Here is a 26743-nt window from a genome sequence, read left to right on the forward strand (position 1 = left end):
CCTCGATTTCTTCATGCCGCCCGGATGCGGGCCGGCGTCGAAGGGGGAGACGATGGTGCCGGGGGGCAGCGTCATCGCGTTGCCGGCGAAGGTCGATATGCCGGCTTGTCTGGTGCCGGTCGGCCTTGCCCCGCCTATGGGCGGCGTCGCGGCATCGCTTGCTGGTGCGGAAGAACGCGGGTGACGCACGGCGCGCCAGCTTGCTGCTGACTGGTCCTGCATAACGCGCCTCCTTCCTCGAACGACCCGATGCCGGTTTGCGGCTTTTCCTGCGAACCGCGGGTCAATGCTTATCGAGATAGGATCGTGCCCAGCGACCGGCAGGCGCGAAAATGGTCTAAACCAATGTACCAAATGGGGCGGGCAGATCGTGGCGGTCCAGACGATTGTACCCCGCCGGACAGCCGACCCTGCACCTTCGCATAGGCTGAACCGGCCTCGACAGCCGCGGCCCGATTCCCCATTTTCGAAAGACCGCGGGGGTCCTGGACTACCATGAGGTGAAGAGATGGGCGCACCATGGCGCACAGCCGGAATCAATATCGCGATCGATCGGTCCCGGCCGATCCCGATCACGACGCAAATCGCATCGACGCTGCGAAGCGCGATCGCGGAAGGCCGCCTCAAGCCCGGCGCCCGCCTGCCGTCGTGGCTCGACCTCGCGGCGCAGCTTGGCGTTTCCCGCGGTACGGTTAAGACCGCCTATGACGCTCTCGTCGACGAGATGCTGCTCTTTTCGGCAGGCGCCGCCGGCACGCGGGTCGCGCTAAGCCCAGCGTCACGGACGGCAGTGTCGCGGCCGGCGATCATCCCGTTGCCGATGCAGGAGAATGAACGGGGCTTCGCGCTTCTGCCGCTTCCGTTTCAGCCCGGCGTGCCCGCGCAGGACGCATTTCCCGCCAAACTCTGGGCCCGCCTCAGGACCCGCGCCATGCGCGAGACCGCGATCGCGCCGGTTGGACGCCGCGATCCCCGCGGCGCTCCGGAATTGCGGGCGCAGATTGCTGCGCAGATCGCCATCACGCGGGGCATCCGCTGTGTTCCCGATCAGATTATATTGACGAGCGGCCCGAGGAACGGCCTTTGCCTTACGCTTCTGGCGCTCCAAGCAGCCGGCGGCCGCGCCTTGATCGAAGATCCCGGCTGCCCCGTGATGCGAAAAGGCCTGAACCTGGCGGGCGTCGAGGCCGTCCCAGTGCCGGTCGGCGCCGACGGAATGCAGGTCGATCTCGGCATTCGCATCGCACCCGATGCCGCGCTCGCCATTGTCGCGCCGGCGCAGCAGCTTTCGGGAGGCGCGGCTCTTTCGCAGGAACGACGTGCAGCCCTGCTTTGCTGGGCGGAGGATGAAAACAAATGGATCATCGAGGACGACAATCTAAGCGAACTCCAACTCGACGGGCGTGCACCGCCAGCGATGGCGGCCGACGATCCTTCGGGGCGCGTCATCTACGTTGGCACGTTCGACATGACGATCAGTCCTGCGCTTGGTCTCGGTTTTGTCGTGGCGCCGCTCGCGCTGGCGGCACGTTTCGGCGAAGTTGCAGGCCATCTCAATCCCGCGCCGAATGCGACCACGCAATTCGCGCTCACTGAGTTTCTCGCCGAAGGCCATTTCCTGCGCCACCTGCGATATATGAAAACGCTGTATCGCCAGCGCCGCGAGCTACTGCAGCGCCACCTAGATCCAGCCGTCGCAATCGATCGCTTCGCGGGCCTCACTGCGATCGCTCTCCTGCCCTATGGCACCGACGATGTCGCGCTTGCGCGCCGCGCTATCGCCCGCGAAATCGCACCGGCGCCGCTGTCGCTTTGGAGCGCCGAACCGACGCGCGCGCGTCCCGGCCTCATTCTCGGGATCACCAACCTCAGCGAACGGCGGGCACCCAAGGCGTGCGCCGCGCTATCGTCGCTCATCACCGAATCTGCCGCAGAAGGAAGGCGCCCGCGTGCAATCGACAGCCATTCCGCTTTCGATGACAGCCGCGCCGCTTGCCGCGCGGCCCGCGCGTGTTGAACGGGCGGTCGCCGTTCGCTCGCGCTGCGCCCGATCGGTACAATGATTTGCGCAACGCTTGGGCCTGTGAGGTGACTGCGGCAATTCTATTGCGGCGGTGGGGCCGAAGGAGCGATCGCCATGGATAATAAGGTTTACGAGAATGAACCCGAGCACAGATTTGAACTGGATCTGCCCGACAGCAGCACAGCACTTATCTATTACCGGGTCGACGACAAGGGCAGATTAGTGCTTTTCCACACCGACGTGCCAACCGCCTTTGCGGGACTCGGCATCGGATCGCAGCTTGCGGCAGGTGCCTTTGATCGCATCCGATATTCCGGGCGCAAGGTCATTTTGCGCTGTGCATTCCTGCAGACCTATGTTCGCGATCACCCCGAATATTCCGAAACCGTGGTGGGCTGAGCCTTAACCGAAAAGACGCATGCTTTCCACTTCACGGTTCTTCGATGCGTGGGCCCGGCCCGGCGTAGGCAAGATGATACCGCAACAAGATCCGTGCTCCCGCATGGATTGCCAAGATTCGACTTCGAAGGGACTGGCGCAGCTGGCTATCGAGAGTCCCGATACCCGCTTCATTGACCAGGCGCCCCCGACCCACGCGCCGTAATGCCTTCCGCCCTAAAACTGCGATAGGGCCAATCCTTGCCGGCACGCGTCGCGGCGGAAATAACTCATTGGAAGGCGAACCAGTCGTGCAGCCAGTCGTCGAACCGCGTCGAGGCAAAGCGCTGGCGTGCACCGGTCAGAACCTCGCCGGCGAAATGTGCGCCAAGATACCGGACGTCGGGATCGACGACGACCTCCCGCTTCTCCTCATTGGCGGCTAGGATCTTAAGGGCAAGATCGGCGAGATCATAGCGGTCAGGTCCCGCAATCTCGAACACGCCCTGCGCGGGACGGTTGCAGACAATGTGCGAGAGCGATTCCGCGACATCGTCCGCCGCGACCGGTTGCATCGAAATGGGCGGCACGCAAACGCGACCGACCTCGCGGCCCGCGTCGACATATCTGTAAATGAACTCGAAGAATGGCGCCGAGCGAACGATCGTGTACGGAATCGATCCGCCCATGATGAGCTTTTCCTGGAGCCGCTTCGCCTTGAAATAGCCGCTATTGATGAAGTCGGCGCCGATTGCGGAAAGGGCGACGTAGTGGCCGACGCCCGCAAGCTGTGCCGCGGCCAGCAAGTTCGCCGTCGAAAGCGCCGAATATCGGCGCATGCCGTCGACATCGCCGTAACTCGAATTGGATACGTCGACCGCAACGTCAGCGTCCGATATGGCTTCGGCTATTCCGCGCCCGCTAATCGTGTCGGCACCAGCCGACCGGGCCGCCGCGACAACCTCGTGGCCGAGCACTTGCAAGCGCGAAGCGAGCCTGCGGCCGATCAGGCCCGTTCCTCCGAAAATTGCGATCTTCATAATGCTTCGCTCCGTCCTAGAATTGCTCGAGGTTCAGCCTAGTTGGGCGACGGCGATGAGACAGGACCGAGATCGGCCTTATGTCTTGGACTATCCCCTGAGCTTCGCGGGCATATGCGACATCGCGGCGGGCTTTGTTTTGTGTGCGGGCATGGTCCCGTTTCGGCGAGTGCGGGAAAAAGTCTCTGCGCTTTCACGGCCATGTCCGCCCGCGGCGCTCCGTCGCAGGGTAAGCGGCGCGCTCGCGCTCGCGCCTTTCATCCGCCTCGCGGCGGAAAGATCGGCGAAGTCGATCGAGCTTTCTTGAGCGTATCGCGGCCGGGCGGCCCTTGGAATTCGAGGAGGGATCGATGCTCCAGCGGCCGGGGCGGCATCAACGCGGCGGGATCTACGCGCATTGGCGCCGGGGCTCTTCACCGCCGCGGCGGACGGCGAGGCTCGTTAGACTGATCCCGGCGGAAAGCCGCTGGAGTCCCGCGGATGAAAAACGGAACTCCAGCGGCCGAAGCGGACACCGGAGCGACAGAGTCAGCGCGCTCTGGTGCCCGGGGGCTAGTCCTTCGCGGCGCCTTCGACCAAGCGCGTCCGGGACAATCCGGCACCTTCAGCTTTTGCGAGGCGGCGAAGCGGTCTCCAACCAAGCCTTGAAATGCGTCGAACCGCACTCAGCGTCTTTCGCGGGGATCAGCGAGTCATCATCGAGCCGCACGCCTGCATAGAGCGCATCCGGATCGACGACGATCGGAGGCGTGTCGGTATCGAGAGCAAGTGTCTGTGCCACGATTTCGTCGAGGTGGAATTTTTCGGGCCCGCCGAGCTCGATCTTGCCGTTGACGGGCGCTGCCAGCGCGACCGCCGTCACCGCGTCGGCAACATCTTCGGCCGCGATGGGCTGGATGAAAGCATGGGAAAGACGAATTTCGTCGCCCACGGTCGCACCGAGCGCAATCGACCGCAAGAATTCCATAAACTGGGTCGCCCGCACGATGGTAAAGGGGGTCGAACCGGCCTCGATGAGCTGTTCCTGCGCAAGCTTTGCGCGAAAATATCCGCTGTCCTGGAGCCGGTCCGTTCCCACGACCGAGAGCGCGACATGATGGCCGATGCCGGCTTTTGCAGCGGCTGCCTCGATATTAGTGCCGGCCGTCCGGAAGAAGTCCATCGCGGCCTGGTCTTCGAACGAAGGCGAGTTGGACAGGTCGACCAAAACGTCCGCCCCGGTGAGCGCTTCTGCGAGGCCCTTTCCAGTTACCGTGTCGACACCCGTCCGGGGCGACGCAGCGATTGCTTCATGCCCCGCCTCGCCGAGCTTTTGTACAACCTTCGTACCGATCAGCCCGGTACCTCCAATTACGACGATCTTCATTGGCTTGTCTTTCCCAACCGAATGCGGCGCGCGTTGGCCGTGCCCTTGAGACTAGGCCCGGCGATGGAGGGCGGCAGGCCCGAAAGATGTGCAACCCGATATACCAATGTCGTTCCGCATCAGAGCCTTGGTACTGCTCCGATGATCGATCTCGGTCCTTCCCGGTGCTGCGGCGCGCCGCTTTATGGCTATGTGGTCCGAGGCCCGGTGAAAGGCGCCGTCTGTTTCTTAACGGCGCCAGGAGAGCGGCGGTTTCTCGGCTACAAACCCCAGGAGAGGGTCGACTGAGGAGCCGCGCAAATGCGGCATGGCAGCAGTCATGAGCGCCCGGTTCGTCCGATTGGACCCTGCGGCCAACGAAATGGCAGACGAGCATCAACTGCGCGGCTCCTCCCTTTTAGGAACGCCCACAATGCGCACCGGAGATATGGCGATGAATGACGCGGGCAGCCTTTTACGAGCCAAGACCGGGCGCGACGCCTTGCTGGCCGCGGCAGCCAGCATCTTTTTCGAACAGGGATATGAGGCGACGCGGATAGACGACATCATCGAACGGGCCGGCGGATCGAAGCGGAATATCTATGAAGAATTCGGCAGCAAGGAGGGACTTTTCGCCGCGATCGTGACCGAGCGTGCCGAACGGGCGCTTTCGGCGCTCGCTATGGACGAAATACGCGCGCGCAGTCTCGAGGAGACGCTAAGACTGTTCGGTCGCCAGCTGATGGACAGCTATATGTCGAAAGCACTACTCGGTGTCTTCCGGATCGCCATCATCGAGCATGTCCGCTTTCCCTTCCTCATTCGCCGTTTCTACGACCTTGGCCCGGGGCTAGCGAGCGCCCGGCTTGCCGAGCTGCTCCTCGAGGCGCAACGAAGGGGCGATTTGCGCGAAGGCGATTGTGCCATGGCGGCCGACCATTTTGTGGCGATGATCCGGGGCAATGTTCACCTGCAAGTCGTGCTGCGACTTCGCGCACCGCCTCTCGCGAACGAACGCCGCGCGCTGGTGGACTCTGCAGTTGCCCTACTCCTCCAGGGATGGGGTAAGGTTCCGGAACCCTGATGCGCTGCGACGCGGCCGATCAGGCCGGACGAGCCGCCGCGCGAAAGGAGAAAAGTCGATGACGAATTTCACGACCATCTTGGCGAATGCAGCTCATACTGGCGCCGGCGCGTGCCTCGCCCAGTCTTGCAACACCAATGCCGCGCTTTTTCATGAACGGGGCGCCTGAAGACAGGAGAACATATGCCTCACCTGCCAGATTTCGAAGCCTGGGCCGTCTTTGCGAAGGTCGCTGAGAAAGGGTCCTTTCGGCAAGCCGCGGAAGAATTGGGCCTCGCAAAGGCTACCGTCTCCAAGACCATCACGCGTCTCGAGACACGAATGCGCACGACGCTCATCCATCGCACGACCCGCAAGCTCTCGCTCACGGAAAGCGGTCGGCTGTCGCTCGAACGAGCGCTTCGGATCCTTGCAGACGGAGAGGCCGTCGAGGCGGCGATTCTCGAAGAAGCCGCCGTTCCGCGAGGCCTAGTCAGGCTCGCCGCGACGACGGGTTTCGGGGCGAAGGCCCTCGCGCCGCACTTGCCCGCGTTTCTGCAGGCCTATCCCGAGATCGACCTCGAACTCTACCTCACGGAAGACAGGATAGACATTGTTGCGGACGGCTTCGATGCTGCGGTCCAGATCGGTGCGGGAGAGGATTCGTCGCTACGGATGAGCCGCCTTTTTTCCTACAGCCTGCCCCTCATTGCCGCGCCTTCGCTTCTCGATCGGCTCGGTGTCCCGGCCCATCCCGACGAACTCCCGCGATATCCGGCCATCATACCGACCCATATCCCGTGGGGGAACGACTGGGAATTCCAGCGGGGAACCGAAAAAGTCTCCTTGCAGGTACAGGGAAAATTCCGCGCCAACCATCCCGCCGCCATGGTGCCCGCCGCGCTCGCGGGCCTTGGCCTCGGTCTCATCCCCGAATATTTCGTGTCGGAGCATCTCGCCGACGGCACATTGGTCGAGGTGCTGTCGGAGTGGAATGTCGCGCCTGGACCGGTGTATCTGGTGACGCCGCCGGGCCGGGCGCGTCCGGCGCGCGTGCGTGCGCTTCTGGATTTCCTGAAAACGCAATTTGCCGCGCAGCCCTGGGCACGCGGGATCGAACAATGACCTGGCTATCGCCCGACTGCCTCAGGCAATATCGAAGCCAATGTCGATTTTGTCCTGCATCGCCTCGATAAACAGGCAATATTCGCGGGCCCGCTCGACGAGCGCAGCCGCCTCGACCGTGCTGAAATTCGGTAAGTCGATCGACAGATCCAGCGTCGCACCGCCTTCGTTTCTGGGCCGATTCGACAAGGTCGCAGTCACATTACTGTCGGCAGCGAGCGTCTTACGGCACGCCGCCGCCGCCATGTAGATGGCGGCCAGGAAACTCGTTGCGAAACCCGCGGCAAATAAATGTTCGGGAGAAATACCGGATGGATCGGCGCCCTTCCGCCGCGGCTGGTCGGTCATTTCCACCCGCAAGCGTCCATCCGAGCTCAGCGCGGCGCCATCCCGCCCGCCAAGGGCCGTAACTTGCGCATCATATCGCGGCGCCATCGGTCAGCGCCCTGCCGGGAAGCATGCGAAAACGGGTGCAACATGATCTGACACGCGGTCGAGCTCCTAGCGAAAGCGATGCGAAAGCGACATCGCAGCGCAGACATAGGCGGTTTTTCAACCCGGATTAGATGGGTTTTCGGAATGATATTGATGCCCGGCGCGTCTCAATTCGATCCCCGGATCCGCAGCACCGTTCCGATTGGTACGATTTCAGCACCAGTTAAATGCAGCAGGGAGCGGTAATCGCGCCTTTCAGGTCGACCTAGATGGGGGCGGCGCCGGCTGGGTCTGCGCTGTGACTGAAGGACCGCGATGCCCCCCGCCTCCGCCCCTGCTGCCATGCCTACCAAACCCATCGCCGCGCTGTCGGTGGCTGGATATGGCTCGCTTCTCGATCGATGTTCCCCGTGATGGCTATCATGACGGTGAGTGATATCGGTGGCGGCCTCTCCGCCGCCGCCGATGCGGCCGCGTTAGTGAACACAATCCAGAATGTCGGAGCCGTCGCCGGCATCGTGATCGCGCCCGCGTTCGCCGCAGCGCTGGGGCGCGGGCGGACGATGCAGTGGACCGGTATCGGGTTCCTCCTTGCAGCGATCGCAGCCGCTACCGCGCCGAACCTGCCGATCATGCTTGTGGCGCGATTCTGGCACGGCTTCTTCGGGGGCGCCCTGCCTTTGCTCTTCATGCTGCTCGTGATGACGAGCTTGAGAGCCGGTGCTGGACGTTTCGAGGGGATCGCCCTGTTCGCGGCATCCACCACATTGCCGTTCGGCATGGCGGCCATTGTCGGCGGGCTCCTAAGCGACAATTTCGGATGGCGGGCGTTGTTCTGGATTCAGGCGGCCACGATCATCCCCTATATCGCAGCAGCAGCGCGGGTGCTGCGCCAGGAGCGCGGAGACCTGTCCGCTTTGGCACGCGTGGACTGGGCGCATTATCTGCTTTTGATCGCAGGCATTTCGGCGCTGACCATCGGTCTCTCCGAAGGCGAAAGATTTTTCTGGCTTGAGACCTGGTGGGTGCCCGGCTCGATCGCAGGCGGCATTTTGGCTTGCATAATGGCATTGAAGGGGATCGGCGACTGGCATGGACGGCCGCTGCTGGTCCTTGCCGTTTTTCGCCGTCCGACATTCAGCTGGGCGATTCTCCTTTCAGCCTTTTTCCGCTTCGGCTCGCTCTTTGCGATATTCATCATTCCCCAGTTTCTTGCCCGACTTCAAGGCTATCGCGCCGTCGATACCGGCGCCCTGCTGGTCATCATGGTTCCCGCAACGGCGTGCGGCCTGCTCCTCGCCTATTTTGCCGCACGCCGTGTCGACGCGCGCATACCGCTTTCCGCGGGGCTGGCGTGCTTTACTCTCGCTGCCTGGCTCTGCAGGGATCTGACGTCCGACTGGGCTGCTGAAGAGATCCGGGTTGCTGCGGCGTTCGCGGGGCTTGGCCTTGGGCTCTTTCAGGTCGCGGTCCTTCGATTTGCCGTCGAGGGCGCCGGCCTGTTCGATGGCCCTAGCGTCGGCATCGTCTTCAATCTCGCACGTGTTGTCAGCACCGTCTCGGGTATCGCCTTCCTGTCGCACCTGCTTGCCGAACGAGAGAAATTTCATTCTGCGCGGATCGTCGAGAGCCTGGCCGCGACAAGCCCTGAAACAACGCAGCGGCTTGCATCGGTCGGGGCGGCCTTCGCGCGCATGAGCGCCGACCCGGTATCGGCCCAGAACGCCGCGAGCGCTTCGCTCGCGCGAGCGGCGAGCGGGCAGGCGTTCACGCTCGCCTTTAGCGACACGTTGATCGTCACGGCTGCCATCATGCTGCTCGGCGCCATCTTCGTCTGGGCTCTGCCCGCCTTGCCGCCTGAGCCCGACAGCCCGCTCCCCCACCCCGCTCCCCCCGCTTCTACCCGTCCCCTGGAGAGTCAGTCATGACCCGAGCAGCCCCCGCCGCGGCCCCGGCCTCCCAGCCGATCGACCCGAAGCCGAAAAGCGCTCGCCGCCGCGTCGCGCTCGCCTTCGTTGCCGCAGGCGTGGTCGTCGCCGCCACGGCCGCCCTATATTCCTACGCGCCCCGCTCAATCGCCTTTGTCCGGAGCGACAATGCCTATGTGAAGGGCGATGTCACTTTCATCTCTTCGAAAGTGGCCGGCTATGTGACGAAGCTCGCGGTCGACAACGATCAGAAGGTGCGTCCAGGACAATTGCTCGTGCAGATCGATCCGGTCGACTATCAGTCGGGCGTCGCGGATGCCGAAGCGGCGGTCGCGCAGCAGCAGGCGGCCATAGCGCAGATCGGAGCGCAGAAGCAGCTCCAGGACGCGCAGATCCAGGTCGCGGACGCAGGCGTCGTTGCGGCGCGCGCCACCTTCAAGAAGAGCAGCGCGGACTACCGCAGGTCCGAAGCGCTGATCGAAGAGGGCGCGGTCAGCCGGCAACTTTATGAAAGCGCGGAAGCCGAGCAGGTGCATGCCGCGTCTACGGTCACCCAGAACAACTCCCAGGCAGTTTTCGCGCGCAAACAGCAGTTAGTTCTGGCCGCTCAAACACGGTCGGCGGAAGCGTTGCTCCAGGGCGCCCACGCGCGGCTCGTCCGCGCCCGCGCCGACCTTCGCCGCACCCAAATCCTGGCTCCGCGCGAAGGGCGAATAGCCGCGCGCAATATACGCCTCGGCGAATATGTAACGACAGGGACGCGGCTCATGGCCGTGACACCCACGCGCGGCCTTTGGGTCGAAGCCAATCTTCGCGAAACCCAGCTTGGCCGCATTCACGTCGGCGACCGCGTTCAGCTCAGCGTCGACGCCTTGCCGGACTCCCGTTTTTGCGGACATGTCGAGGGCTATCAGGGCGCCAGCGGTTCGGAATTTTCCGTCATTCCACCCGACAATGCGACGGGCAATTTCACGAAAATCGTTCGCCGTTTTACCGTGCGCATTTTGCTCGATCCCGCGCAAGCCGACACCGACCGACTGGCAAGCGGCATGTCGGTCGTTCCCACCATTGCCGTGGGATCGTGGCGCGATGGGAAATGGCATGGCGGACTGCTGTCATGGCTGGTCGGCGGATCATTCGAGTGCGAGGCGAAGCGGTGAACCGAGTGGTCTATTCCCTGCTCCCGGTCGTCGGTCTACTCGCGGGGTGCGTCACCCCTCCCGCGCTCGGTCCGGCGCCCGAGCCGAAATCGGCGAGTGCCTATGCCGCAAGCCTGAGCTTCGCCGCACCCGATGCGCATTGGCCCAAACAAGCTTGGTGGAACAGCTATGGCGACAGTCAGCTCACCGCGTTGATCGAAGAGGGGCTCGCAGCCTCCCCCACCGTCATTCAGGCATCAGCGCGGCTGCGCCGCGCAGAGGCGCTGGCTGGAAGCGCGAAAGCCGCGCTGGCGCCTTCAGTCGGGATCGACGCCTCGGTGTCGGGAGCACGGCCCACTACGCAAAATGGCATCCCCGTAACCCCCGAGCGGCAGGGCTGGAACGACTATGCGAAGGCATCGCTCGGATTTTCCTGGGAAATCGATTTCTGGGGCAAGAACCGCGCCGCGCTGAAAGCTGCGACCTCGGAGGCCTGGGCCGCAGAGGCGGATGTCGCGGCAGCACGCCTGATGATCTCCACCGCGATCGCCTCGAGCTACGCCGATCTTGCGCGTCTATATGCCGATCGCGATGTGCTCGCCGCGACGGCCACGGTCCGCGAGCATAGTCTGAGGCTCGTCCGCGCGCGCACCGACCATGGTCTCGACTCGGATGCCGATCTGGCGCAAGCCGAGGCGGGCCCGCCCGCGGCGCGCGCCGATCTTGCAGCCACCGACGAGGCGCTTGCGCTCGTCCTGAACCGTCTGGCGGCCTTGCTCGGCGCCGGTCCCGACCGCGGTCTCGCGATCGACCGGCCGCACGAACCGTCACTCGAAAGACTGGGCCTTCCCGCCAGCCTCTCGTCCGATCTGCTTGGCCGCCGACCCGACATAATCGCCGCCAGGTGGCGCGCGGAAGCCGCGGCAAAACGCATCGATGTGGCGCATGCGCAATTTTATCCGAGCGTGAACCTGCTCGGCTTCATCGGTCTCGACGCTCTCGGTCTTCGCAATATCGCGAACGGCGGGGCAGACACGGGATCGGTCGGCGCCGCCCTCAATCTCCCCATTTTCGACGCGGGTCGCCGCCGTGCCAACTATCGCGGCGCGCGCGCGGATTATGATCTTGCCGTTTCAAGCTATGACGAGACGGTCACGCAGGCGCTCCGCGAAGTCGCCGACGCGGTTCAGAGCCGCCGGATGCTCGACCGTCAAATAGAAGAGTCCCGCGCGTCGCTCGACGCGACCGAACGGGCCTACCGTCTCGCGCAGCTGCGCTATACGTCGGGCGCGGCAGATTATCAGTCGGTGCTGCTGGTCGAAGATCGTCTCCTCCAGCGGCGAAGAATATTGGCAGGTCTGACGTCGCGCGCTTTTCTGCTGAGCGTCGCCCTGGTCCGCGCGCTCGGCGGCGAACCGGTCGGCGGCCCTGCAAGCGGCCCGGCTTTTCTCCCGGCATTTCGAAAATGACCACGCCTCCGTCAAATTTGCAGCCGCGTCGGGACATCCCGGCTGGAGGCCACCGGGTTCGGCCCGCACCGAACGATGACGGCAATAAGCGGAATGGCCCTGCTGGTCGGCGACAAGCGAGACGCGACGAAAAATCATGCGAGAAAACGGCGTAAAATTCTCGAAATCGCCGGACGACATTTTCTCGACCATGGATATGCCGCAGCGACGATGTCGGCAATCGCGTCCGAGCTGGGCGGCTCGAAGACAACGCTGTGGGACCATTTTCCTTCCAAGCAGGATCTCCTGCAGGCCTTTCTCCTCGATGCCACATCGTCGATCTGCGCAATCAGCCTTTACGACGTAGCAGGCGACTGCACGCCGAATGAAGCGATCCAGGCTACTGCCGAACATCTTGTCGCACGCCTCACCAGCGAGCGGGCTATCGGTCTGCAACGGCTGGTCAACGCCGAAGCCGGTCGGATCGAGGGGCTCGGCAGGCGTTTTTCGAATTGCCTGTTCCAAGGCATCAAACCACAGCTGACCGAATTTTTCGACGCGCATCTCGAACGAAATTCTCGGAGATCCGGAGATGCGGACGCTGCGGCCGCAATGCTGCTCACCCTATGCCTAAACGTTGGGCAGGAGCGCCTCTTATGGGCCATCGAGCCGCCTTCCGGAGCGCTGGCAAAGGAGCGAGCGGAGCAAGTTGCCTCGTTGATGCGCCTCTATCCGATGTCAGAAGGACCGCGGCGATCGCAATAGCGGCTCCTTCGCAGCATTTTGTCGCGGGCGGCGGCGCGCATTGCGCGAGCAGGAGCGCCGACCCCGAATGCGCTAGCGCGGCACATCCGGATGGTACGTTCGGCGCGCCATTATTCGGTTCTGGCGCGCCGCTCCCTACCATCCGAAAACACAGAGCTGGATGCGGGAAGCCATGTCTCGGAGATCATCCATCAGTCGGCAGCCGTTTCAGCTGAACTTTTACAAGACGCAGCGGCACCGGACTTTTTTAATCGGGAAACGCGATGCCACGCTCGACAAATATATCATCGCCATCTTCGTCGCGGTAGCGGCGTTCGTTCTTCTATCCTGCGAGACGCATTCCGACGAGTTTGAGATAGCGGGAAGCAGCGACGATATCGTCGTGCTGGCGGATGGCGCCACGATCGCTGCGCCTGCCGGTACCCGGGCACGCGCCTTGGCGGACTGGATTGGCGCCGGCGCGAGCGGCGAAAGTTTTGCTTTGGGTGACGCACTGTTCGAGCCCGGAAGCGCGCTAATGACGCGAAGCGGGCTTGGGGACGCCGCGATGCTGGGGACGCTTCTGGGCTCAACCCAGGATAAGCGGATCGTTATCATCGGCCATGGCGGCGGATCGGGCGACCCCGTTGCGGATCGCCTTCTAGCGCAGGAGCGAAGCGAAGCCATCGCCGCCTTTCTCGCCGAAAGAGGTATTGAGCCGCGCCGGCTCGAGATCCGCTCGGACCCCGATCTCGGCCGGCCGCATCCGTCGCAGCTGACCATCGCCGGGCGCGGCGAGGCGCCGCGAGACCCTTTGCTGACCGCCTCGCGCTGAACCGCCGTCGGTCTCAACCCGTGGCCCGAAAAAGGTCGACGGACGCCGAAATCGCCGATCTTAGCGCAGCGCCGCGGGGATCTTTTCCCAGGCACGGATCAACTCTCCGACGGACCAGGCTTTCATCTTCTTCATCACATTGCCGCGATGAAGTTTGACCGTGATTTCCGAAATGCCAAGGTCGAATGCGATTAGCTTGTTGAGGCGGCCCAAGGCTATCTCACGCATAACCTGCACCTCGCGCGCGGTGAGGGTTTCGAACCTCTCGACGTGCATCCGAACAAAGCGCGCCTCCGCGCGCTGGACAATGTCCAGTTCGATGCCTCTTGTCACCGCATCGAGCAAGGCCTGTTCGCGCACCGGCTTAGTGAGGAAGTCCACCGCGCCGGCTCTCATGGCCTGCACTGACATCGGAATATCGCCATGTCCGGTCAGAAAAACGATCGGCCTTGCAATCCCCGCTTCGGCGAGATGCTGCTGAAGATCGAGACCGCTTGGCCCGGGCATCCGCACGTCGAGCACGAGGCAACCTGCGCGATCGAGATGCGGTGACTGAAGGAGTTCCGCTGTCGATCCGAAACAGGCCGCCTCAATCCCGACCGACAGCATCAATTCGCTAAGCGCGATGCGAACGTCCTCATCGTCATCGACGATAAGCACGATGGGCGCTTCCTGACTGGCGGAGATATTCATGATGCCCTTCTCTGATGGCGAAAGCACTCCGGTCCACTCATCGGGGCAAAGGCCGATTTCAAACTGGGGCGCCTGCAATATTGGAAAAGGTGGATGGCGGGCGCACCGGGGGGAGGGGAGATCCGCCCGCCATCCTCAACCAGGAGGGCTTCAGCTTCGGAGGAAAGCAAGCAAGTCCTGGTTGATACGATCCTTGTGAGTTTCAGGCAGCCCATGCGGAGCGCCCTCGTAGACAATGAGCTTAGCGTGCGGTACGAGCTTCTTCGAAGCGTGGCCGGCCTCGTCGATGGGGACGATTTGGTCCCATTCGCCGTGAATGATCAGTGTCGGCTTATCGAACTTCGCAAGGTCGCCGCGAAAGTCGTTTCAGAGAACGCCTTCACCGCATCGTAGGTGTTCTTGAAACCGCCCTGCATACCCTGCAGCCACCAGAATTCGACCATCGATGGCTTCACAACAGCGCCGGGCTTGTTGAACCCGTAGAAGGGGCCGCTCGGGATGTCGCGGAACACCTTCGACCGGTCGGCCACCATGTCGGCGCGAATGCCGTCGAACACCTCGATCGGAACACCTGCCGGATGATCCGGCGTGCGCAACATGATCGGCGTGACTGCGGAAATGAGACCCAGCTTCGCGACACGGCTCGTGCCGTGGCGGGCGACGTAGCGGGCGACTTCCCCGCCCCCGGTCGAGAAGCCGAACATCGATATATCTTTGAGGGCGAGCGCGTCGACCACCGTCGCAAGGTCGTCGGCATAATGATCCATGTCATTGCCCTCCCAGGGCTGGCTCGATCGCCCATGCCCGCGGCGATCGTGCGCGACGACCCGAAAGCCTTCGTTTGCGAGGAAGAACGCCGTTCCTTCCCAGCTGTCCGAGCTAAGCGGCCAACCATGGCTGAGCGTTACGACCGGGCCATCCTTCGGACCCCAGTCCTTGTAGTAAAGCTCGACGCCGTCCTTGGTGGTGATCATATTCATGCTTGATTGTCCCATGCTCTCTAAAGGAGAGTGCCGACTTCCGCCCGCGCCAAGTGCCGTCAGACGGCTGTCGGCAAACGCTGTTGCGCGCGCCCATCTGACGGCTTCGGCCAGCAATATGCGTCGTCGCGCCTGCCCTGCATCGGCCTTGCACATGCTGCTGTCCTCAGAGCGAACTCGCAGAACATCGGTAACGAGCGCAAGCGCGGGTCACGGATATCCGGTAGCTGGATCGACGGTGCTGCACGAAGCCAGGCCAGGCTGGCGCGTCCTCGCTATTTCGCCGGGGTGAAAAAGGGCTCGTCCTTATCTTTGAGCATCAGCACTACGAACTTCGCTGGTTCGGTCGTGCTGGCATTGCGCCCAACCGTGTGCACATCGTTCGGCCCTTCGTAAAACATCTGTCCGGCCGTCAGCGTTACTTCTTCGCCGCCGCGCACGCCCATCACGATAGAACCTTCGAGCACATAGACAAAAGCGTGCGCATTGTGACGATGCACCGGATCGACGGCGCCCGGCGGGTAGTCAACGGTAATGACGAGCGCTTCCTTACCGGGGAAGTCTGCGAGCGCCTTCGTCATGATCGGCGCGACCTGCGCGTCGTGCGGGCCGTGCTGCGCATTCGCCGTGCTGGAGGCGAGCAGGAGGAGAGCCGCGGAATATCTGAGAAGTTTCATGTCATATTTCCTTGCTTCTGGACAATGCGATCCAGATCGTCTGGGATAGCTGCGGCGCGGCATCGAGCCGCGCCGCAGCCGGCTCAGGCCAGACCCGAACCGTCGATGCCGAAGGCCTTGTCATAGCTTCCGGGCGTGATCTGGAAGGCGACGTTGACGCGGTTCCACGCATTGATGGACATGACCAGGAAAGTCAGGTCGGAGAGTTCCTTTTCTGAGAACTCCTGGCGGACGCGGTCATATACTTCGTCCGGAACGCCCTTGGCGGGGATCTGCGTCAGAATTTCGGTCCATGCCAGAGCAGCGCGTTCGCGCTGGCTGAATAAGGTGGACTCGCGCCAGATCGCGACATGGTGAAGGCGGAGGGGGCGTTCGCCGTGGATCGTCGCGGATTTCACGTGCATGTCCAGGCAGAATGCGCATCCGTTAAGCTGCGAAGCCCTGATGTCGACCAGATCGCGAATGGTCTCTTCGATCGCGCAATTGCCGAAGACCATGTTAAAATCGAGGAACTTCTTGAAGAGTTCCGGGGACTGTTTTTGATAGTCGATACGGTCGGTCATGATTATTCCTTGAAAATGGGCGGAGCCCGATAAACAGCGGCGTAAACGCAGGTGAATTACGTCGGTGCCGATCGCGCCGATGACCGCTCCCGGCCATTGGCTTCGATTGGCAGTCCGGAAAGTGGCCCAATTTCAACGTGAACGATATTGTCCCTTCGGACCGCCAACCTAACCAATCGATCATCCGACCTATGTTTTGGATTGGGTTTGAGGCAGTTACGGCCGAAGCGCCCGGAACGGGCCGTGAATGCCGACCGATCGGCGACCATTCCGGTCATGGCGCTGACCCTTTAGGTAGGGCGGCAGGAAAAAGCCGCGGGCGGGGCCCCGATGCGGGGTCCGCTCTCGCGCCGATGCGCAATACGCACCCCATTTGCAAGGACTTGGCGGCCGCATGGGGTTGGACGACCTAGACTTTAGGTTTGTTACGCGGACCTGAATTTGCCGCAATATGCCAGCTTGGCCAACCTGGCCTTCAATCGAGGCCGTGTATGTTACAGACCCACGTCGTTGCAATTTTGGATGATGATGCTCCCGTCCGCGAAGCCTTGGCAGAATTGCTGGAGGTGGCCGGCATTGCTGCCCAGACGTTCGACAGTCCGAAGGCGTTCCTGTCCGTATATGATCTCTCTCGCTTTGCCTGCGTCATAACCGACGTGAAGATGCCCGGGATCAGCGGGATCGAACTTCTCGAGCATCTGCGCGCGCTCCACGACGACGTCCCGGTCATCGTCATCACATCCGCCACCGACCCTCACACGCGGCGCCGAGCGTTTCGGGCAGGCGCATTTTCCATTCTGGCAAAGCCAATCGCCGGTCAGCTTCTGCTGGCTGACCTGAAGTCAGCCATGGGTGGCGGCGAGACGCCGGAGCGCTCGGACGCCCCCGAACAGTCGCCGCGGAGTTAGCATGAACGAAGCGCCCTCTCCGAGCACCTCCGAACGATCGCCGACAAGTCGGCGCCTTGTTCCTTCAAGAAGCGTGGCCCATTGGGACCTCGACATAACGGCATTGATGGAATTTGCCGGACCCGCAAGCGACGCCGCCGATCGGGATTCCAACTGGGCGGAAGCCTTGCTCGAAGGGGCGCGGATTATCCACGTAAACGAGCAGGCCGTCCACATGCTGGGCAGCTTTGGCGGCCGGGAGGCGATGATCGGCCAAGCTGTCGCAACCTGCTGGCCAGTGGATAGCCGCTACGACCTTGCCGAGATCATCCTCGAATTGATAAACGCCCCCTCGCCGGGCCTCATGCTCGAGCGTCCGATCACCTCGCTGATCTTGGAAGGGAGCATCCTGACCGCTCGACGTACGGATACAGAAGGCCGGCCCAGTATTTTTCTATCGGTCATCGGGCGCCTGGAAGATGACGTCATTATGGTCGGTTCGGGCGAGTGAAGAGAGATATCGCAAGCTTATCCAGTATTTACCGATTCCGCTGTTGCAGGTCGATGCCCGAGAAATAGGAGGGGTATTTTCGGAGCTGAAGCTGGAAGGGATCGCCGATCTCGGTCCACATCTCGATTTACATGCCGATCTCATTGATTTCGCAAACGCCAGCGTGCGTATAACAAAAGCCAATCAGGCGGCTGTGGCGTTGTTCGGCGCCGATGACGCCGCAGCCTTGACCGGACCCGTCGCCAAGGTGTTTGCGGCCTCTCCCGAGACGGCCCGCCGGGTCATGATCGCGCGCTTCAAAGGGCAGCGCACCTACGCTGAAGTCATGAAAATGAGGACGCTGGACGGCCGCCTCCTCGACGTAAGGATCACCATCACGTATCCTGCACCGCCCGAGCGTCTCGATGTGACGCTGATCTGCTTGGAAGATCTCACGGATCAGAGAAGCACCGAATATCAGCTTCGGCAACTGCAAGCCGAGTTCGCGCGCGCCGCGCGAATCCTGACGCTGGGACAGCTTGCGACGTCCATCGCCCATGAGGTCAACCAGCCCTTGTCGGCTATCGCGACTAATGCTGAAACCAGTCTGCGCTGGTTGTCGCGAGACGAACCGAACCTCGAGAAGATCGGACAACTAACGGCACGGGTCGCGGCCAGCGCGCATCATGCGAGCGAAATTGTGCAACGCATTCGCGGCACAGCCGCAAAACACATGCCCGACCGGATCTCTCTGGATCTTAACGATATCGTCGAGGAAGCAATGCTGTTCGTCGGACATGACATCGAGACACGCGCGATCGAACTCACTCTGACGTCCACTCCCCTTCCTGTTGTCATGGGAGACCGGGTCCAGCTTCAGCAGGTCATCGTCAATCTTCTGGTGAACAGCATTCAAGCCATCCCCAATGCGGGAAAAATCTTTGTCGAAACCGAGCTCCGCCCGGATACCACCGTTTCGCTTACGATTTACGACAATGGCCCAGGCATCCCCGAAGAGGATATCGATCGCGTATTCGAAGGTTTTTTCACGACGAAGGATGAAGGTATCGGCGTCGGACTGGCGATTTGCCAGTCGATCATCACCGCTCACGGCGGGGACATAGCGGCTTCCAACCGGCCCGAAGGCGGCGCGTGTTTCAGGATCTGGCTTCCGGCAGCAAGCCCGATGGATCTGGAAGCGGCGACAGCGGCAGCGGTTTGATGAGCCTGAATTGCGAAGCTTCCTGCGTCGGACCGCGGCGGCAGAACGGAGTGTTTGGTATCCCCGGCGGCGTGACGGCGCGGACCCGAATTCTGGCGACCAGCACGGCGATCATTTGTCTCGCGTCGGCCGCCCAAGCCGAGGAACGCGTCGAACCTTCGATTGTCGTGACGGGGCAGCGCCTCATCACGCCGGATGCCGTAGACGCAAGAGTGTCGATCGAACGTACGCCGGGCGCGGTGGAGGTCATTGCCGACACGCGCTTCAAGAACACGCCGGTCCAGACGATCAAGGATATTCTCGCTTACGTACCGGGGGTCATTTCCCAGACACGAATGGGCGATGACGCACGCGTTTCGATCCGCGGCTCAGGCCTGTCACGCGCTTATGGCACGCGCGGCCTGGCCATGTATTTCGACGGCATCCCGCTCAACACCTCCGACGGCTTGCTCGATTTCTTCGAGATTGATCCCAGCGCTTATTCTTACGTAGAGGTGTTCAAGGGTGCCAATGCACTACGCTATGGATCGAACGCCCTCGGCGGCGCGATCAACCTCGTTACCCCGACCGGGGAAGACGCGGCACGGCTGGCCGGCCGCATCGACGTCGGCAGCTTCGGATATGTGAAAGGCCAGGCGAGCGGCGGTGGGGTGTCTGGCCCACTCGATTATTTCGTGACCGCCTCGGCACAATCGATCGACGGCTATCGCGATCACTCTGGCGGGAACGCCTTGCGCGCAATCTCAATATCGGGTATCGGATCGCGCCCAACATCCAAACGCGCTTCTATGTTTATGCCGCCGCGACGAAGCAGCGCATTCCGGGCGAGGTCAGCAAGGCCGAGGCACTGACGTCGCCGCGTTCGGCGAATTCGATCTGGGTTGCGCAAGACCAGCAGCGCAATGTCGACTCAGTCCGCGTCGCCAACCGAACGAGCTTCCATTTCGGCGAAACCACGATCGATCTGGGCGCTTTTTACAACAACAGGCACGTAAAGCATCCGATCTTTCAATGGCTGGACTTCACCGTCGACGACTATGGTGCATTCATTCGGGCGGTAGATGACCGCTCATTCGATGGGTTCCGGAACCGGCTGATCGTCGGTACGAATATTCAGAACGGCACGATCGACACCGAACAATTCGTAAATCTTCCGGGCGCCGTGAAGGGCGCGCTGGCCGCCTCGATGGCCGACAAATCCAGAAACCTCTCGCTCTACGCGGAAGACTCGCTGTTCGTGACGCCGGGCCTCGCTTTGATCGCAGGGGTCCAATATCTCCATGCGAGCCGCAACCGGCACGACCGGTTCCTCCTTGACGGCAATCAGTCGGGTCAGCGTAATCATGACCTCTGGAGCCCGCGCTTCGGGATCCTTTGGGATGCGGCTTCCGACATACAGTTCTTTGCCAACGTCTCGCGCAGCGCCGAGATAGCAAGTTACGATGCCAACATCTTTGCGACGCCATCGACGAACCTGGCGGCGCAGCGCGCTACGACTTATGAAATCGGAACGCGCGGTCGCGGCGGCGGCATCGGCTGGGACGTCGCTCTCTACCGCGCCGAGATCAGGAACGAGCTGCAATGTCTCACGACCGGTCCGTTCAGCGCTTGCAGCATCATCAACGCCGACCGAACCGTGCATCAGGGAGTCGAAGCGGGGCTCGATGCCGATGTGCCCCTGTCCACGACAGGGGACGCGCTGTCATTCACGGCCGCCTACACTTACAATGATTTCTTTTTCGATGGCGACGCATTGTACGGCAATAATCGCCTCCCGGGCGTGCCCGAACATTATCTTCGGGCAGAGATGCTCTACAAACATCCGTCCGGGTTCTACGCCGGCCCTAATGTCGAATGGTCGCCGAGGCGATATTATGCCGACAATGCGAACAGCCTGACGGTTGACCGCTACGCACTCCTGAATCTCAAGGCCGGGCTCGATCTGGGCAAATGGTCGGCCTATGTCGAAGGGCGGAACCTCACGGACAAACAATATATCTCGACTGTCGCCGTGGCGGGGACCGCGAACGCCGATGACGAGCTGTTCAACCCTGGAACCGGGCGCGCGATACATGCGGGAGTGCGGGTCCAATGGTAAGGCAAGACGCGAGAAAATCCGACCCTCATCGTGTCCCGCTTTACCGAATGATCTGGCGTTGGCATTTCTACGCCGGGCTGTTCGTGCTTCCCTTCATTCTTGTTCTGTCGGTGACGGGCGCGGCCTATCTCTTTAAACCGCAGCTCGATCGGTGGGAGGAGCGCGCATGGCGTGGTCTCCCGGCAGAGGTCAGTGTGAGCCCCGATGCGCAGTTAGCCTCCGCGCTGGCGGCCAATCCCGGAGCGAGCTTCCGTTTTTTCCGTCTCCCCGAAGCGCCGGGCGATGCGGCGGTCGTCAATATCGCCCGCATCGATGGATCAATTCGCGATGTCGCGGTTGGTCCCGATGGCAAGGTCCTCGGAGCGAGTAATCCCGAAGAGCGGATATCGGCTTGGCTATCGAGCGTTCATAGCAGCCTGCTCCTGGGTCGCGCCGGAAGGATAGTTGTCGAGCTTGCTGCGAGCTGGACCATTGTGATGATCTTGACCGGTCTTTATCTCTGGTGGCCGCGCGGCCGCGGTCCGGCGGGCATTGTCTGGCCGCGCTTCTCGCTTGGCGGCCGCGCGCGCTGCGGGACCTTCATGCTGTGGTCGGCTTTTGGGTGTCTGGTCTCGCTCTCCTCCTCCTGACGACTGCCCTCCCTTGGACCGACGTCTGGGCACGGGGATTGCAGACCGTGCGGTTCGAAATGGGCTGGATTCAGGGACCGCAGCAGTGGAAAGGCGGCGCAGAACCGCTTGCCGTGCACCATCATGACGCCATGGAGGAAGCCGCGTCTGCCAAGGGCGATCGCCCGGACGCGCGTCGACCGAGCCTCGACCCATCGGAGATTGCCGAAACGCCGCGCGCATCGCTCGACACAATTGTGCTTCGAGCTCGCAATGAACATCTGCCCGCCCCAGTCATCGTCCAGCCTCCGGGCGCGCCAAACCTTTTCGGACCGCTAAACGGTCAGGTCTGGACGATAACCACCCAATCACAGAACCGTCCGCAGGTTCGATCGGTCAGTTTTGACCCGGCAACCGGCATCGAGGTCTCGCGAACAGGCTTTGCCGACAAGCATGTCATCGACCGCGTCGTTGGCGTCGGCATCGCCTGGCACGAGGGCCAGCTCTTCGGATGGATCAATCAGTTGATCGGGGTTCTTACCGCCGCAGCCCTCTTCACTCTTGCAGTCAGCGGATTCCTGATGTGGCGCCGCCGAAAGCCGATCGACACCCTGGGGGCACCGCCGCCCGCCGGTTCTCGCGCGCCTGAAGTCGTTGCTGCGGCGATCCTCTTTATGGCGGCCCTTCTCCCCCTTCTGGCTGCGTCGCTGATCCTGCTTTGGACCTGCGAACGTCTCCTGATGCCCCGCCTGCCTAGTTTCGCGTCTTGGCTAGGGTCAGGACTCATTGATCAGAGCCAGAAGATGACGGTTGCGGCGAGGGCGACGGCGGAGAAGAAGGCCTTCGGGCACCGATCGTAGCGCGTGGCGACCCGCCTCCAGTCCTTGAGGCGGCCGAACATGATCTCGATGCGGTTGCGGCGTTTGTAGCGGCGCTTGTCGTATTTGACGGTCTTGTTCCGTATTTTCCGGCCCGGGATGCAGGGCGTGATGCCCTTTTCCTGCAAAGCGTCGCGGAACCAGTCGGCATCATAGCCCCGGTCGGCGAGCATCCATTGCGCTTTGGGCAGACTGTCGAGCAAAGCGGCCGCGCCCGTGTAATCGCTGACCTGCCCGGCGGTCATAAAGAAGCTGATCGGGCGGCCATTTGCATCGGTCACGGCATGAAGCTTGGTGTTCATACCGCCTTTCGTGCGGCCGATCAGGCGTCCCGGACCCCCTTTTTTACCCCAAGGCTGGACGCCGTGCGGTGCGCTTTGAGATAGGTCGCGTCGATCATGATCGTCTTGCGCTCGGTAGCCTGAGGTGTCGCCAAGACCTCCATCATGCGGATGAAGATGCCTTTGTCGCTCCACCGCTTCCAGCGATTGTAGAGTGTCTTCGCCGGGCCATGTTCACTCGGCGCATCTCGCCACCTCAGCCCATTGCGGTTGACGAAGATGATCCCGCTCAGAACTCGCCGATCATCAACCCGCTTGCGGCCGTGGCTCTTCGGAAAATAGGGCTTAAGCCGAGCCATCTGCTCGTCCGTTAGCCAATACAAATCACTCATCATTCAGGCTCCTCGCTGTGAGCGTGAATCACAGCGGCCTGCTCAAATTAATGGGTCCTGACCCTAGGCGCTCTCTTGCTAAGCACGTGGCAAACCTTTGCCGGACGGAAGTTGATTTTGCCGATGGCAGCTTGGCGAAGGTTAGTAGCGGTGACGGCCGACTAGAGATCGGCGAAGTTGGGCGCCGTCGAGAAGTCCGACGTCTTGGAAAAATCCGACGTTTCGGAGAAATCGCCCCTCGCCCAAATTATTTCGGAAACGGGCGGGAATGTTTCGCCCAACGGCGGAGAGAAGCCTATCGCGCGCAGGCCGGCTGTTCCGCCAGCCGCGTTCGAGAGCGGCAACCGACAGGTGTTTGACTACCCTTATCCAAAAGCGGTTCTAAAGGTGGATATAGCTGAAAAACACGGCGTACAGGAGAAGCATTCCGGGAAAGCCGCCTCTCACAAGATGACGATGCGCATTCGGGTTCGAAATGATCATAGCGTCGCACTTCGCGACTGTAGTGTTCATGTCCTTGGCTACCGAACGAATGGCCACTGGACCGAAATCGATGAACGGCTACGCGGCGGCGATGATGGCATGTTTCGCGTTCCCGAGGGACCGATAGTCCGCCGCACAATAACCTTTCTGTCTCGTGATATCAGTGACCCCATCACGCCGCAGCCATTCCTCTTTGTTCTGCGTGATCGCTTGCTTCCGCTCAGTGAAGGTACGAAGTACGAATTCGAGATTGAGCTTCGGTCGCATTACCCCTCTCCGACGCTTGCTACTCTCGTTTTGGAAACCAAAACGGGCCTCGACGCTGAGGCACGGATCGAAGGTATTCGGCTGGCCGACTACGAGATCTATTAGAGTGCGCAGATACTCGAGTGCATTCTTCAGCGCCGAGAGGTGGACATGTGCACATCTCTGCGCACCCCCTGACGAGCGAAGTTGGGCGAGATGGAGCTGAGTAAGATCGCGTCAGCCCGCCGGGCGCCATCCGTCGGGTTTGACATGCGGGCAGGCCCCTCGAGCCTTTTTTAGAGCATCTGCCTCCGCCCGGTCGAAACTTTCTCCTTCGCCATGGAAGGATCGACCGAACGGCTCGCCATTATCTCTCCGATAAATATCTGCGGTTGCAAAATATACCCCGCGGCGACGCCCATCGGCGCTGACGGTGACAGTATAATATTCGTTGATTTCGCGAGTGGACGGCATTCGGCTCTCCGCTAAAAATCAAGCTTCTGGTCTCGGCGCAATCGCGAAGACCACACCGGGCGCGGCCGCTGGAAGGCTAAAGATATCCAGCAACGCATCATACATTTCAGTCAGAAACTTGACCTTGGCCTCTTCGCTCCAGTCTGTGCTGGTTCGCTCAAACCAAAAAGCCGATTTACGCGCTGGCGGTGCCTCGTGGCTGAAAGTGCCCGGCCAGTGAACGCCGCCAAGGCCATTAATTCCGAACTCGACCGATCGGTTTTGCATTGCGCCCAACCTGTCAAACGTGGCCATCGCCCGGTCGAGTGCGGCAGCCCAGCCACGGACAAGTCCTGAGACACCCAGTGTCGTCCGGCCATTTCCGTCGTAGATCGCGGTGGTGCTGGTAGTCCAGAATTCGCCCGTGCGGTCAAAATACATTGCGAGGTTTCCGGCTTCCCGAGGCGTTTGATTGCGGGGGCCGGTATACCAGAGCCGGATGAAACCCTCCTCTGTGGGCCCGAAATCCCCCTCCGACACGCCGGTGAGGGGAGGCTGGACCGCGTGCTCGCTCGCGATCGCCTCAATTTCCGAAACGCGCGGCAATCCTCTCGTCCAGCCGCCCGGTATGAAACGAGCGTAAGCTCTCGGACCCTCAGGGATGAGAAATTCGCCCCGACCGTTGGGACTGAGGCTGTCATTGAAGGTGGCGATACTGTTAGGAAAGTACCAAATCGACGGATCATCCGGATGTGGATCGACGCCCGTTGGGGCAATTGCACTCGCCTTTTCCTCGATATGTTCTGCGAGATTTGTACGAAGTGCTGCGACCAGTGCGTCAGTCAGTGATCGCAGCACTCTATCCCTGTCGGGTTTGGTCGCCTCAGTGGGCAGTGAGTAAATCAGGGCTCGACGATGCCGAATATCGAAAGGCAAATCCTCTGCAGAGTAACCGTCGGCAACATTCATCACCGCTATCATGCGACGCCACCCGGGCATTTTAAGAGCCCAGCCGAGCTCAATCGCGACATTCGGATTAGGAATAGCCTTTCCAGCGCTTGTCCGGGCTATCGGTGTCAGATCCGCAACAAATGTGGCGCAATGCAGGATCTTGTCGAATATGGCCGCCGTAATTTCGACCATTCCCGCTTCGTTTTGGGTGTCATGATCGAGTTCGGGACGGTCGGCTGGTTCCACCGAATAATCGTTGGCCAATTTGGCAACCGCGGCTTTCAAAGCTTCCTGAATAAACCAGCGGTTCCGCTTTGGATCGGTATCTGCCTGCCATGACCAGAAAATCTTCACGCGCGTCCTCCCTTTAGCGAAACAATGTGCAGAATTTGAATGACGAAGCCCCGCTTGTAGCCGAGCCGGAACGTAGCTTCTCCAGAAGGCCAATCAGGCGTCGGGCATCATTTCAGCGGAAAAGGGCACATCGAGATGCCATTCTCCGGCTTCGTCCGGCCGAAGATAGATGCCGCCCGAACCCAGAATGTCACGCGTCAAATCGAGAAGCGGGGCGAGAACATCTTCACTGCTATCCCATTGTTCGCGGCGCTCCCATAGTCCGCGGCACTCTTGTCGCAACCTGTCCGCAAACTCGCCATAACCTTCGGCCTCTACGGTAGCGCGCGTTCCGGGATACGCGTCCCAGTCGGCCTGTTCGCCGTCCATACCACCAACGAGATATGCAATCATCTTGATCGGCTGACATAGTTCGCTTCCGGCCTCTTTGAGTATCCGCAGATGATCCCCATGGTGGCGGTATGCCTTGATCTTTTCATTTGCCCGTGAACGCGCCCCTGCCGTTGCCGCAATCACGCTTTCAGCATGCTGACCGCTTTGGAGCGGGGCAAAACGCCAAGTGAGGCGGCATACTGCATATTCATCCCATATGACGTTTGCGATCTGGAACAAAACCGCGCGCTCAAAATCTTCAATATTGGCGCCCAGCCGTGCATCAGGAACCGCTGCTTCCAGGTGCTTATTTATTTCGACATGGCCACATTCGTGGGCAATGAGGCCCATCGCTTCCTGGCGCTCCGCCTGAGAGGTCTGCTCGACCGCGATCAATGGCACGAGCATCGCCGCGTTGAAAACGATATGGCTCTTGGTCACGCCATCTCTTCGGACTTGGCATGTTTTCGCCACGCCCTGCAGCTCCTCGGTATTCGTCCTGTCGAATGGCCTTAGGCTCAGGACTCACTGATCAGAGCCAGAAGAGGACAGTTGCAGCCAAGGCGAGTGCGGAAAAGAAGACGGTGGGGCAGCGGTCATATCGTGTAGCGA

General features: G+C 61.5%; 27 protein-coding genes and 1 pseudogene. 17 read left to right on the forward strand and 11 right to left on the reverse strand.

Annotation, left to right across the window (positions count from 1 at the left end; translation table 11 throughout):
• The first annotated feature begins 508 nt into the window (after positions 1-508).
• Together ADT71_RS12470 and ADT71_RS12475 are read left to right on the forward strand one after the other, a co-directional pair.
• Positions 509-2017: a PLP-dependent aminotransferase family protein gene (locus ADT71_RS12470; RefSeq protein WP_082370321.1), complete on the forward strand. Its 1509-nt coding sequence runs from the start codon at positions 509-511 to the stop codon at positions 2015-2017.
• A gap of 120 nt (positions 2018-2137) precedes the next feature.
• Entirely contained in the window at positions 2138-2422 is a 285-nt protein-coding gene (locus tag ADT71_RS12475) for a GNAT family N-acetyltransferase (RefSeq protein WP_054437267.1), read from the forward strand.
• 269 nt (positions 2423-2691) lie between these two features.
• Here the strand turns inward: ADT71_RS12475 and ADT71_RS12480 are convergent, their stop codons facing one another.
• Both ADT71_RS12480 and ADT71_RS12490 read right to left on the reverse strand, forming a co-directional pair.
• A complete protein-coding gene (locus ADT71_RS12480; protein ID WP_054437269.1) occupies positions 2692-3441 on the reverse strand; it encodes an SDR family oxidoreductase in 750 nt (249 codons plus the stop codon).
• A 604-nt stretch (positions 3442-4045) separates the two neighbouring features.
• Positions 4046-4807 (reverse strand): SDR family oxidoreductase, encoded by a 762-nt coding sequence (locus ADT71_RS12490; RefSeq protein WP_054437272.1) that lies wholly within the window; start codon positions 4805-4807, stop codon positions 4046-4048.
• Positions 4808-5126: 319 nt separating this feature from the next.
• Here ADT71_RS12490 and ADT71_RS12495 point away from each other — a divergent pair, with 319 nt between their 5' ends.
• Positions 5127-5870 carry a TetR/AcrR family transcriptional regulator gene (locus ADT71_RS12495; RefSeq protein WP_231635844.1) on the forward strand — a complete coding sequence of 248 codons (744 nt, stop codon included), beginning with the start codon at positions 5127-5129 and terminating at the stop codon, positions 5868-5870.
• A gap of 19 nt (positions 5871-5889) precedes the next feature.
• Here ADT71_RS12495 and ADT71_RS34990 read toward each other — a convergent pair whose 3' ends face one another.
• Positions 5890-6024, reverse strand: coding sequence for a hypothetical protein (locus tag ADT71_RS34990; RefSeq protein WP_255351637.1), 135 nt, complete (start codon positions 6022-6024; stop codon positions 5890-5892).
• 29 nt (positions 6025-6053) lie between these two features.
• Between ADT71_RS34990 and ADT71_RS12500 the strand changes: the two genes are divergently transcribed.
• Complete coding sequence (locus tag ADT71_RS12500) at positions 6054-6974, forward strand: LysR family transcriptional regulator (RefSeq protein WP_054437274.1); 921 nt, start codon at positions 6054-6056, stop codon at positions 6972-6974.
• 21 nt (positions 6975-6995) lie between these two features.
• Here ADT71_RS12500 and ADT71_RS12505 read toward each other — a convergent pair whose 3' ends face one another.
• Positions 6996-7322 carry an OsmC family protein gene (locus ADT71_RS12505; protein WP_207906144.1) on the reverse strand — a complete coding sequence of 109 codons (327 nt, stop codon included), beginning with the start codon at positions 7320-7322 and terminating at the stop codon, positions 6996-6998.
• 509 nt (positions 7323-7831) lie between these two features.
• Here ADT71_RS12505 and ADT71_RS12510 point away from each other — a divergent pair.
• The 5 genes from ADT71_RS12510 (at position 7832) to ADT71_RS12530 (ending at position 13503) form a co-directional block, all read left to right on the forward strand.
• Positions 7832-9337 (forward strand): MFS transporter, encoded by a 1506-nt coding sequence (locus ADT71_RS12510; protein WP_197283002.1) that lies wholly within the window; start codon positions 7832-7834, stop codon positions 9335-9337.
• Positions 9334-10497 carry an HlyD family secretion protein gene (locus tag ADT71_RS12515; RefSeq protein ID WP_054437280.1) on the forward strand — a complete coding sequence of 388 codons (1164 nt, stop codon included), beginning with the start codon at positions 9334-9336 and terminating at the stop codon, positions 10495-10497. Before ADT71_RS12510 ends, ADT71_RS12515 begins: the two co-directional genes overlap by 4 nt.
• A complete protein-coding gene (locus tag ADT71_RS12520) occupies positions 10494-11945 on the forward strand; it encodes an efflux transporter outer membrane subunit (protein WP_231635845.1) in 1452 nt (483 codons plus the stop codon). The genes ADT71_RS12515 and ADT71_RS12520 overlap by 4 nt, the downstream gene beginning before the upstream one ends.
• Before the next feature lie 93 nt (positions 11946-12038).
• The gene (locus ADT71_RS12525; RefSeq protein ID WP_054437281.1) at positions 12039-12689 is read left to right on the forward strand and encodes a TetR/AcrR family transcriptional regulator; all 651 of its coding nucleotides are present in this window, start codon (positions 12039-12041) and stop codon (positions 12687-12689) included.
• Positions 12690-12849: 160 nt separating this feature from the next.
• On the forward strand, positions 12850-13503 hold the full coding sequence (locus tag ADT71_RS12530; RefSeq protein ID WP_054437283.1) for an OmpA family protein: 654 nt from the start codon (positions 12850-12852) through the stop codon (positions 13501-13503).
• 60 nt (positions 13504-13563) lie between these two features.
• Here the strand turns inward: ADT71_RS12530 and ADT71_RS12535 are convergent, their stop codons facing one another.
• From ADT71_RS12535 to ADT71_RS12550, 4 genes and pseudogenes are all read right to left on the reverse strand, one after another.
• A complete protein-coding gene (locus ADT71_RS12535) occupies positions 13564-14196 on the reverse strand; it encodes a response regulator transcription factor (RefSeq protein ID WP_054437313.1) in 633 nt (210 codons plus the stop codon).
• Between the two features lie 150 nt (positions 14197-14346).
• Positions 14347-15176, reverse strand: a pseudogene (locus ADT71_RS12540) (alpha/beta fold hydrolase).
• Between the two features lie 275 nt (positions 15177-15451).
• Positions 15452-15853: a cupin domain-containing protein gene (locus ADT71_RS12545; protein ID WP_054437285.1), complete on the reverse strand. Its 402-nt coding sequence runs from the start codon at positions 15851-15853 to the stop codon at positions 15452-15454.
• Positions 15854-15936: 83 nt separating this feature from the next.
• Positions 15937-16416, reverse strand: a complete 480-nt coding sequence (locus ADT71_RS12550) for a carboxymuconolactone decarboxylase family protein (RefSeq protein WP_054437288.1) — start codon at positions 16414-16416, stop codon at positions 15937-15939.
• Positions 16417-16907: 491 nt separating this feature from the next.
• Here ADT71_RS12550 and ADT71_RS12555 point away from each other — a divergent pair, with 491 nt between their 5' ends.
• The 7 genes from ADT71_RS12555 to ADT71_RS35000 are packed head-to-tail and all read left to right on the forward strand — an operon-like array spanning position 16908 to position 22581.
• Positions 16908-17324, forward strand: coding sequence for a response regulator transcription factor (locus ADT71_RS12555; protein WP_054437290.1), 417 nt, complete (start codon positions 16908-16910; stop codon positions 17322-17324).
• Between the two features lies 1 nt (position 17325).
• Positions 17326-17814, forward strand: coding sequence for a hypothetical protein (locus ADT71_RS12560; protein ID WP_156336578.1), 489 nt, complete (start codon positions 17326-17328; stop codon positions 17812-17814).
• 43 nt (positions 17815-17857) lie between these two features.
• On the forward strand, positions 17858-19015 hold the full coding sequence (locus ADT71_RS12565) for a sensor histidine kinase (protein WP_197283003.1): 1158 nt from the start codon (positions 17858-17860) through the stop codon (positions 19013-19015).
• Positions 18946-19866, forward strand: coding sequence for a TonB-dependent receptor plug domain-containing protein (locus tag ADT71_RS32105; protein WP_197283004.1), 921 nt, complete (start codon positions 18946-18948; stop codon positions 19864-19866). Before ADT71_RS12565 ends, ADT71_RS32105 begins: the two co-directional genes overlap by 70 nt.
• A 23-nt stretch (positions 19867-19889) precedes the next feature.
• On the forward strand, positions 19890-21113 hold the full coding sequence (locus ADT71_RS32110; RefSeq protein WP_231635846.1) for a TonB-dependent receptor: 1224 nt from the start codon (positions 19890-19892) through the stop codon (positions 21111-21113).
• A gap of 47 nt (positions 21114-21160) precedes the next feature.
• Positions 21161-21742 carry a PepSY domain-containing protein gene (locus tag ADT71_RS34995; protein ID WP_255351638.1) on the forward strand — a complete coding sequence of 194 codons (582 nt, stop codon included), beginning with the start codon at positions 21161-21163 and terminating at the stop codon, positions 21740-21742.
• Positions 21715-22581 carry a PepSY domain-containing protein gene (locus tag ADT71_RS35000; RefSeq protein WP_255351639.1) on the forward strand — a complete coding sequence of 289 codons (867 nt, stop codon included), beginning with the start codon at positions 21715-21717 and terminating at the stop codon, positions 22579-22581. Before ADT71_RS34995 ends, ADT71_RS35000 begins: the two co-directional genes overlap by 28 nt.
• On the opposite strand, the gene ADT71_RS30310 is transcribed toward ADT71_RS35000, so the two are convergent.
• Positions 22512-23272 (reverse strand): IS5 family transposase gene (locus tag ADT71_RS30310; RefSeq protein ID WP_132469820.1). Its coding sequence is split into 2 segments (ribosomal slippage): positions 22512-22948 and positions 22948-23272, totalling 762 coding nucleotides; the frame shifts between segments, so codons are not numbered across the junction. The genes ADT71_RS35000 and ADT71_RS30310 overlap by 70 nt on opposite strands.
• A 177-nt stretch (positions 23273-23449) precedes the next feature.
• Between ADT71_RS30310 and ADT71_RS12590 the strand changes: the two genes are divergently transcribed.
• The gene (locus ADT71_RS12590) at positions 23450-24127 is read left to right on the forward strand and encodes a hypothetical protein (protein WP_054437296.1); all 678 of its coding nucleotides are present in this window, start codon (positions 23450-23452) and stop codon (positions 24125-24127) included.
• A 366-nt stretch (positions 24128-24493) separates the two neighbouring features.
• Here ADT71_RS12590 and ADT71_RS12595 read toward each other — a convergent pair whose 3' ends face one another.
• Positions 24494-25759 carry a hypothetical protein gene (locus tag ADT71_RS12595; protein WP_054437298.1) on the reverse strand — a complete coding sequence of 422 codons (1266 nt, stop codon included), beginning with the start codon at positions 25757-25759 and terminating at the stop codon, positions 24494-24496.
• Positions 25760-25852: 93 nt separating this feature from the next.
• A complete protein-coding gene (locus ADT71_RS12600; protein WP_054437299.1) occupies positions 25853-26572 on the reverse strand; it encodes a hypothetical protein in 720 nt (239 codons plus the stop codon).
• Positions 26573-26743 lie beyond the last annotated feature (171 nt).

It is taken from the genome of Novosphingobium sp. ST904 (assembly GCF_001298105.1).
Lineage (GTDB): Bacteria > Pseudomonadota > Alphaproteobacteria > Sphingomonadales > Sphingomonadaceae > Novosphingobium.

Excerpts from the sequence above, each read along its gene's own strand:
- ADT71_RS12470 (WP_082370321.1), top strand. The coding sequence starts at position 509 with ATGGGCGCACCATGGCGCACAGCCGGAATCAATATCGCGATCGATCGG.
- ADT71_RS12475 (WP_054437267.1), top strand. The coding sequence starts at position 2,138 with ATGGATAATAAGGTTTACGAGAATGAACCCGAGCACAGATTTGAACTG.
- ADT71_RS12480 (WP_054437269.1), bottom strand. The coding sequence starts at position 3,441 with ATGAAGATCGCAATTTTCGGAGGAACGGGCCTGATCGGCCGCAGGCTC.
- ADT71_RS12490 (WP_054437272.1), bottom strand. The coding sequence starts at position 4,807 with ATGAAGATCGTCGTAATTGGAGGTACCGGGCTGATCGGTACGAAGGTT.
- ADT71_RS12495 (WP_231635844.1), top strand. The coding sequence starts at position 5,127 with ATGAGCGCCCGGTTCGTCCGATTGGACCCTGCGGCCAACGAAATGGCA.
- ADT71_RS34990 (WP_255351637.1), bottom strand. The coding sequence starts at position 6,024 with ATGAAAAAGCGCGGCATTGGTGTTGCAAGACTGGGCGAGGCACGCGCC.
- ADT71_RS12500 (WP_054437274.1), top strand. The coding sequence starts at position 6,054 with ATGCCTCACCTGCCAGATTTCGAAGCCTGGGCCGTCTTTGCGAAGGTC.
- ADT71_RS12505 (WP_207906144.1), bottom strand. The coding sequence starts at position 7,322 with ATGACCGACCAGCCGCGGCGGAAGGGCGCCGATCCATCCGGTATTTCT.
- ADT71_RS12510 (WP_197283002.1), top strand. The coding sequence starts at position 7,832 with ATGACGGTGAGTGATATCGGTGGCGGCCTCTCCGCCGCCGCCGATGCG.
- ADT71_RS12515 (WP_054437280.1), top strand. The coding sequence starts at position 9,334 with ATGACCCGAGCAGCCCCCGCCGCGGCCCCGGCCTCCCAGCCGATCGAC.
- ADT71_RS12525 (WP_054437281.1), top strand. The coding sequence starts at position 12,039 with ATGGCCCTGCTGGTCGGCGACAAGCGAGACGCGACGAAAAATCATGCG.
- ADT71_RS12530 (WP_054437283.1), top strand. The coding sequence starts at position 12,850 with ATGCGGGAAGCCATGTCTCGGAGATCATCCATCAGTCGGCAGCCGTTT.
- ADT71_RS12535 (WP_054437313.1), bottom strand. The coding sequence starts at position 14,196 with ATGAATATCTCCGCCAGTCAGGAAGCGCCCATCGTGCTTATCGTCGAT.
- ADT71_RS12545 (WP_054437285.1), bottom strand. The coding sequence starts at position 15,853 with ATGAAACTTCTCAGATATTCCGCGGCTCTCCTCCTGCTCGCCTCCAGC.
- ADT71_RS12550 (WP_054437288.1), bottom strand. The coding sequence starts at position 16,416 with ATGACCGACCGTATCGACTATCAAAAACAGTCCCCGGAACTCTTCAAG.
- ADT71_RS12555 (WP_054437290.1), top strand. The coding sequence starts at position 16,908 with ATGTTACAGACCCACGTCGTTGCAATTTTGGATGATGATGCTCCCGTC.
- ADT71_RS12560 (WP_156336578.1), top strand. The coding sequence starts at position 17,326 with ATGAACGAAGCGCCCTCTCCGAGCACCTCCGAACGATCGCCGACAAGT.
- ADT71_RS34995 (WP_255351638.1), top strand. The coding sequence starts at position 21,161 with ATGATCTGGCGTTGGCATTTCTACGCCGGGCTGTTCGTGCTTCCCTTC.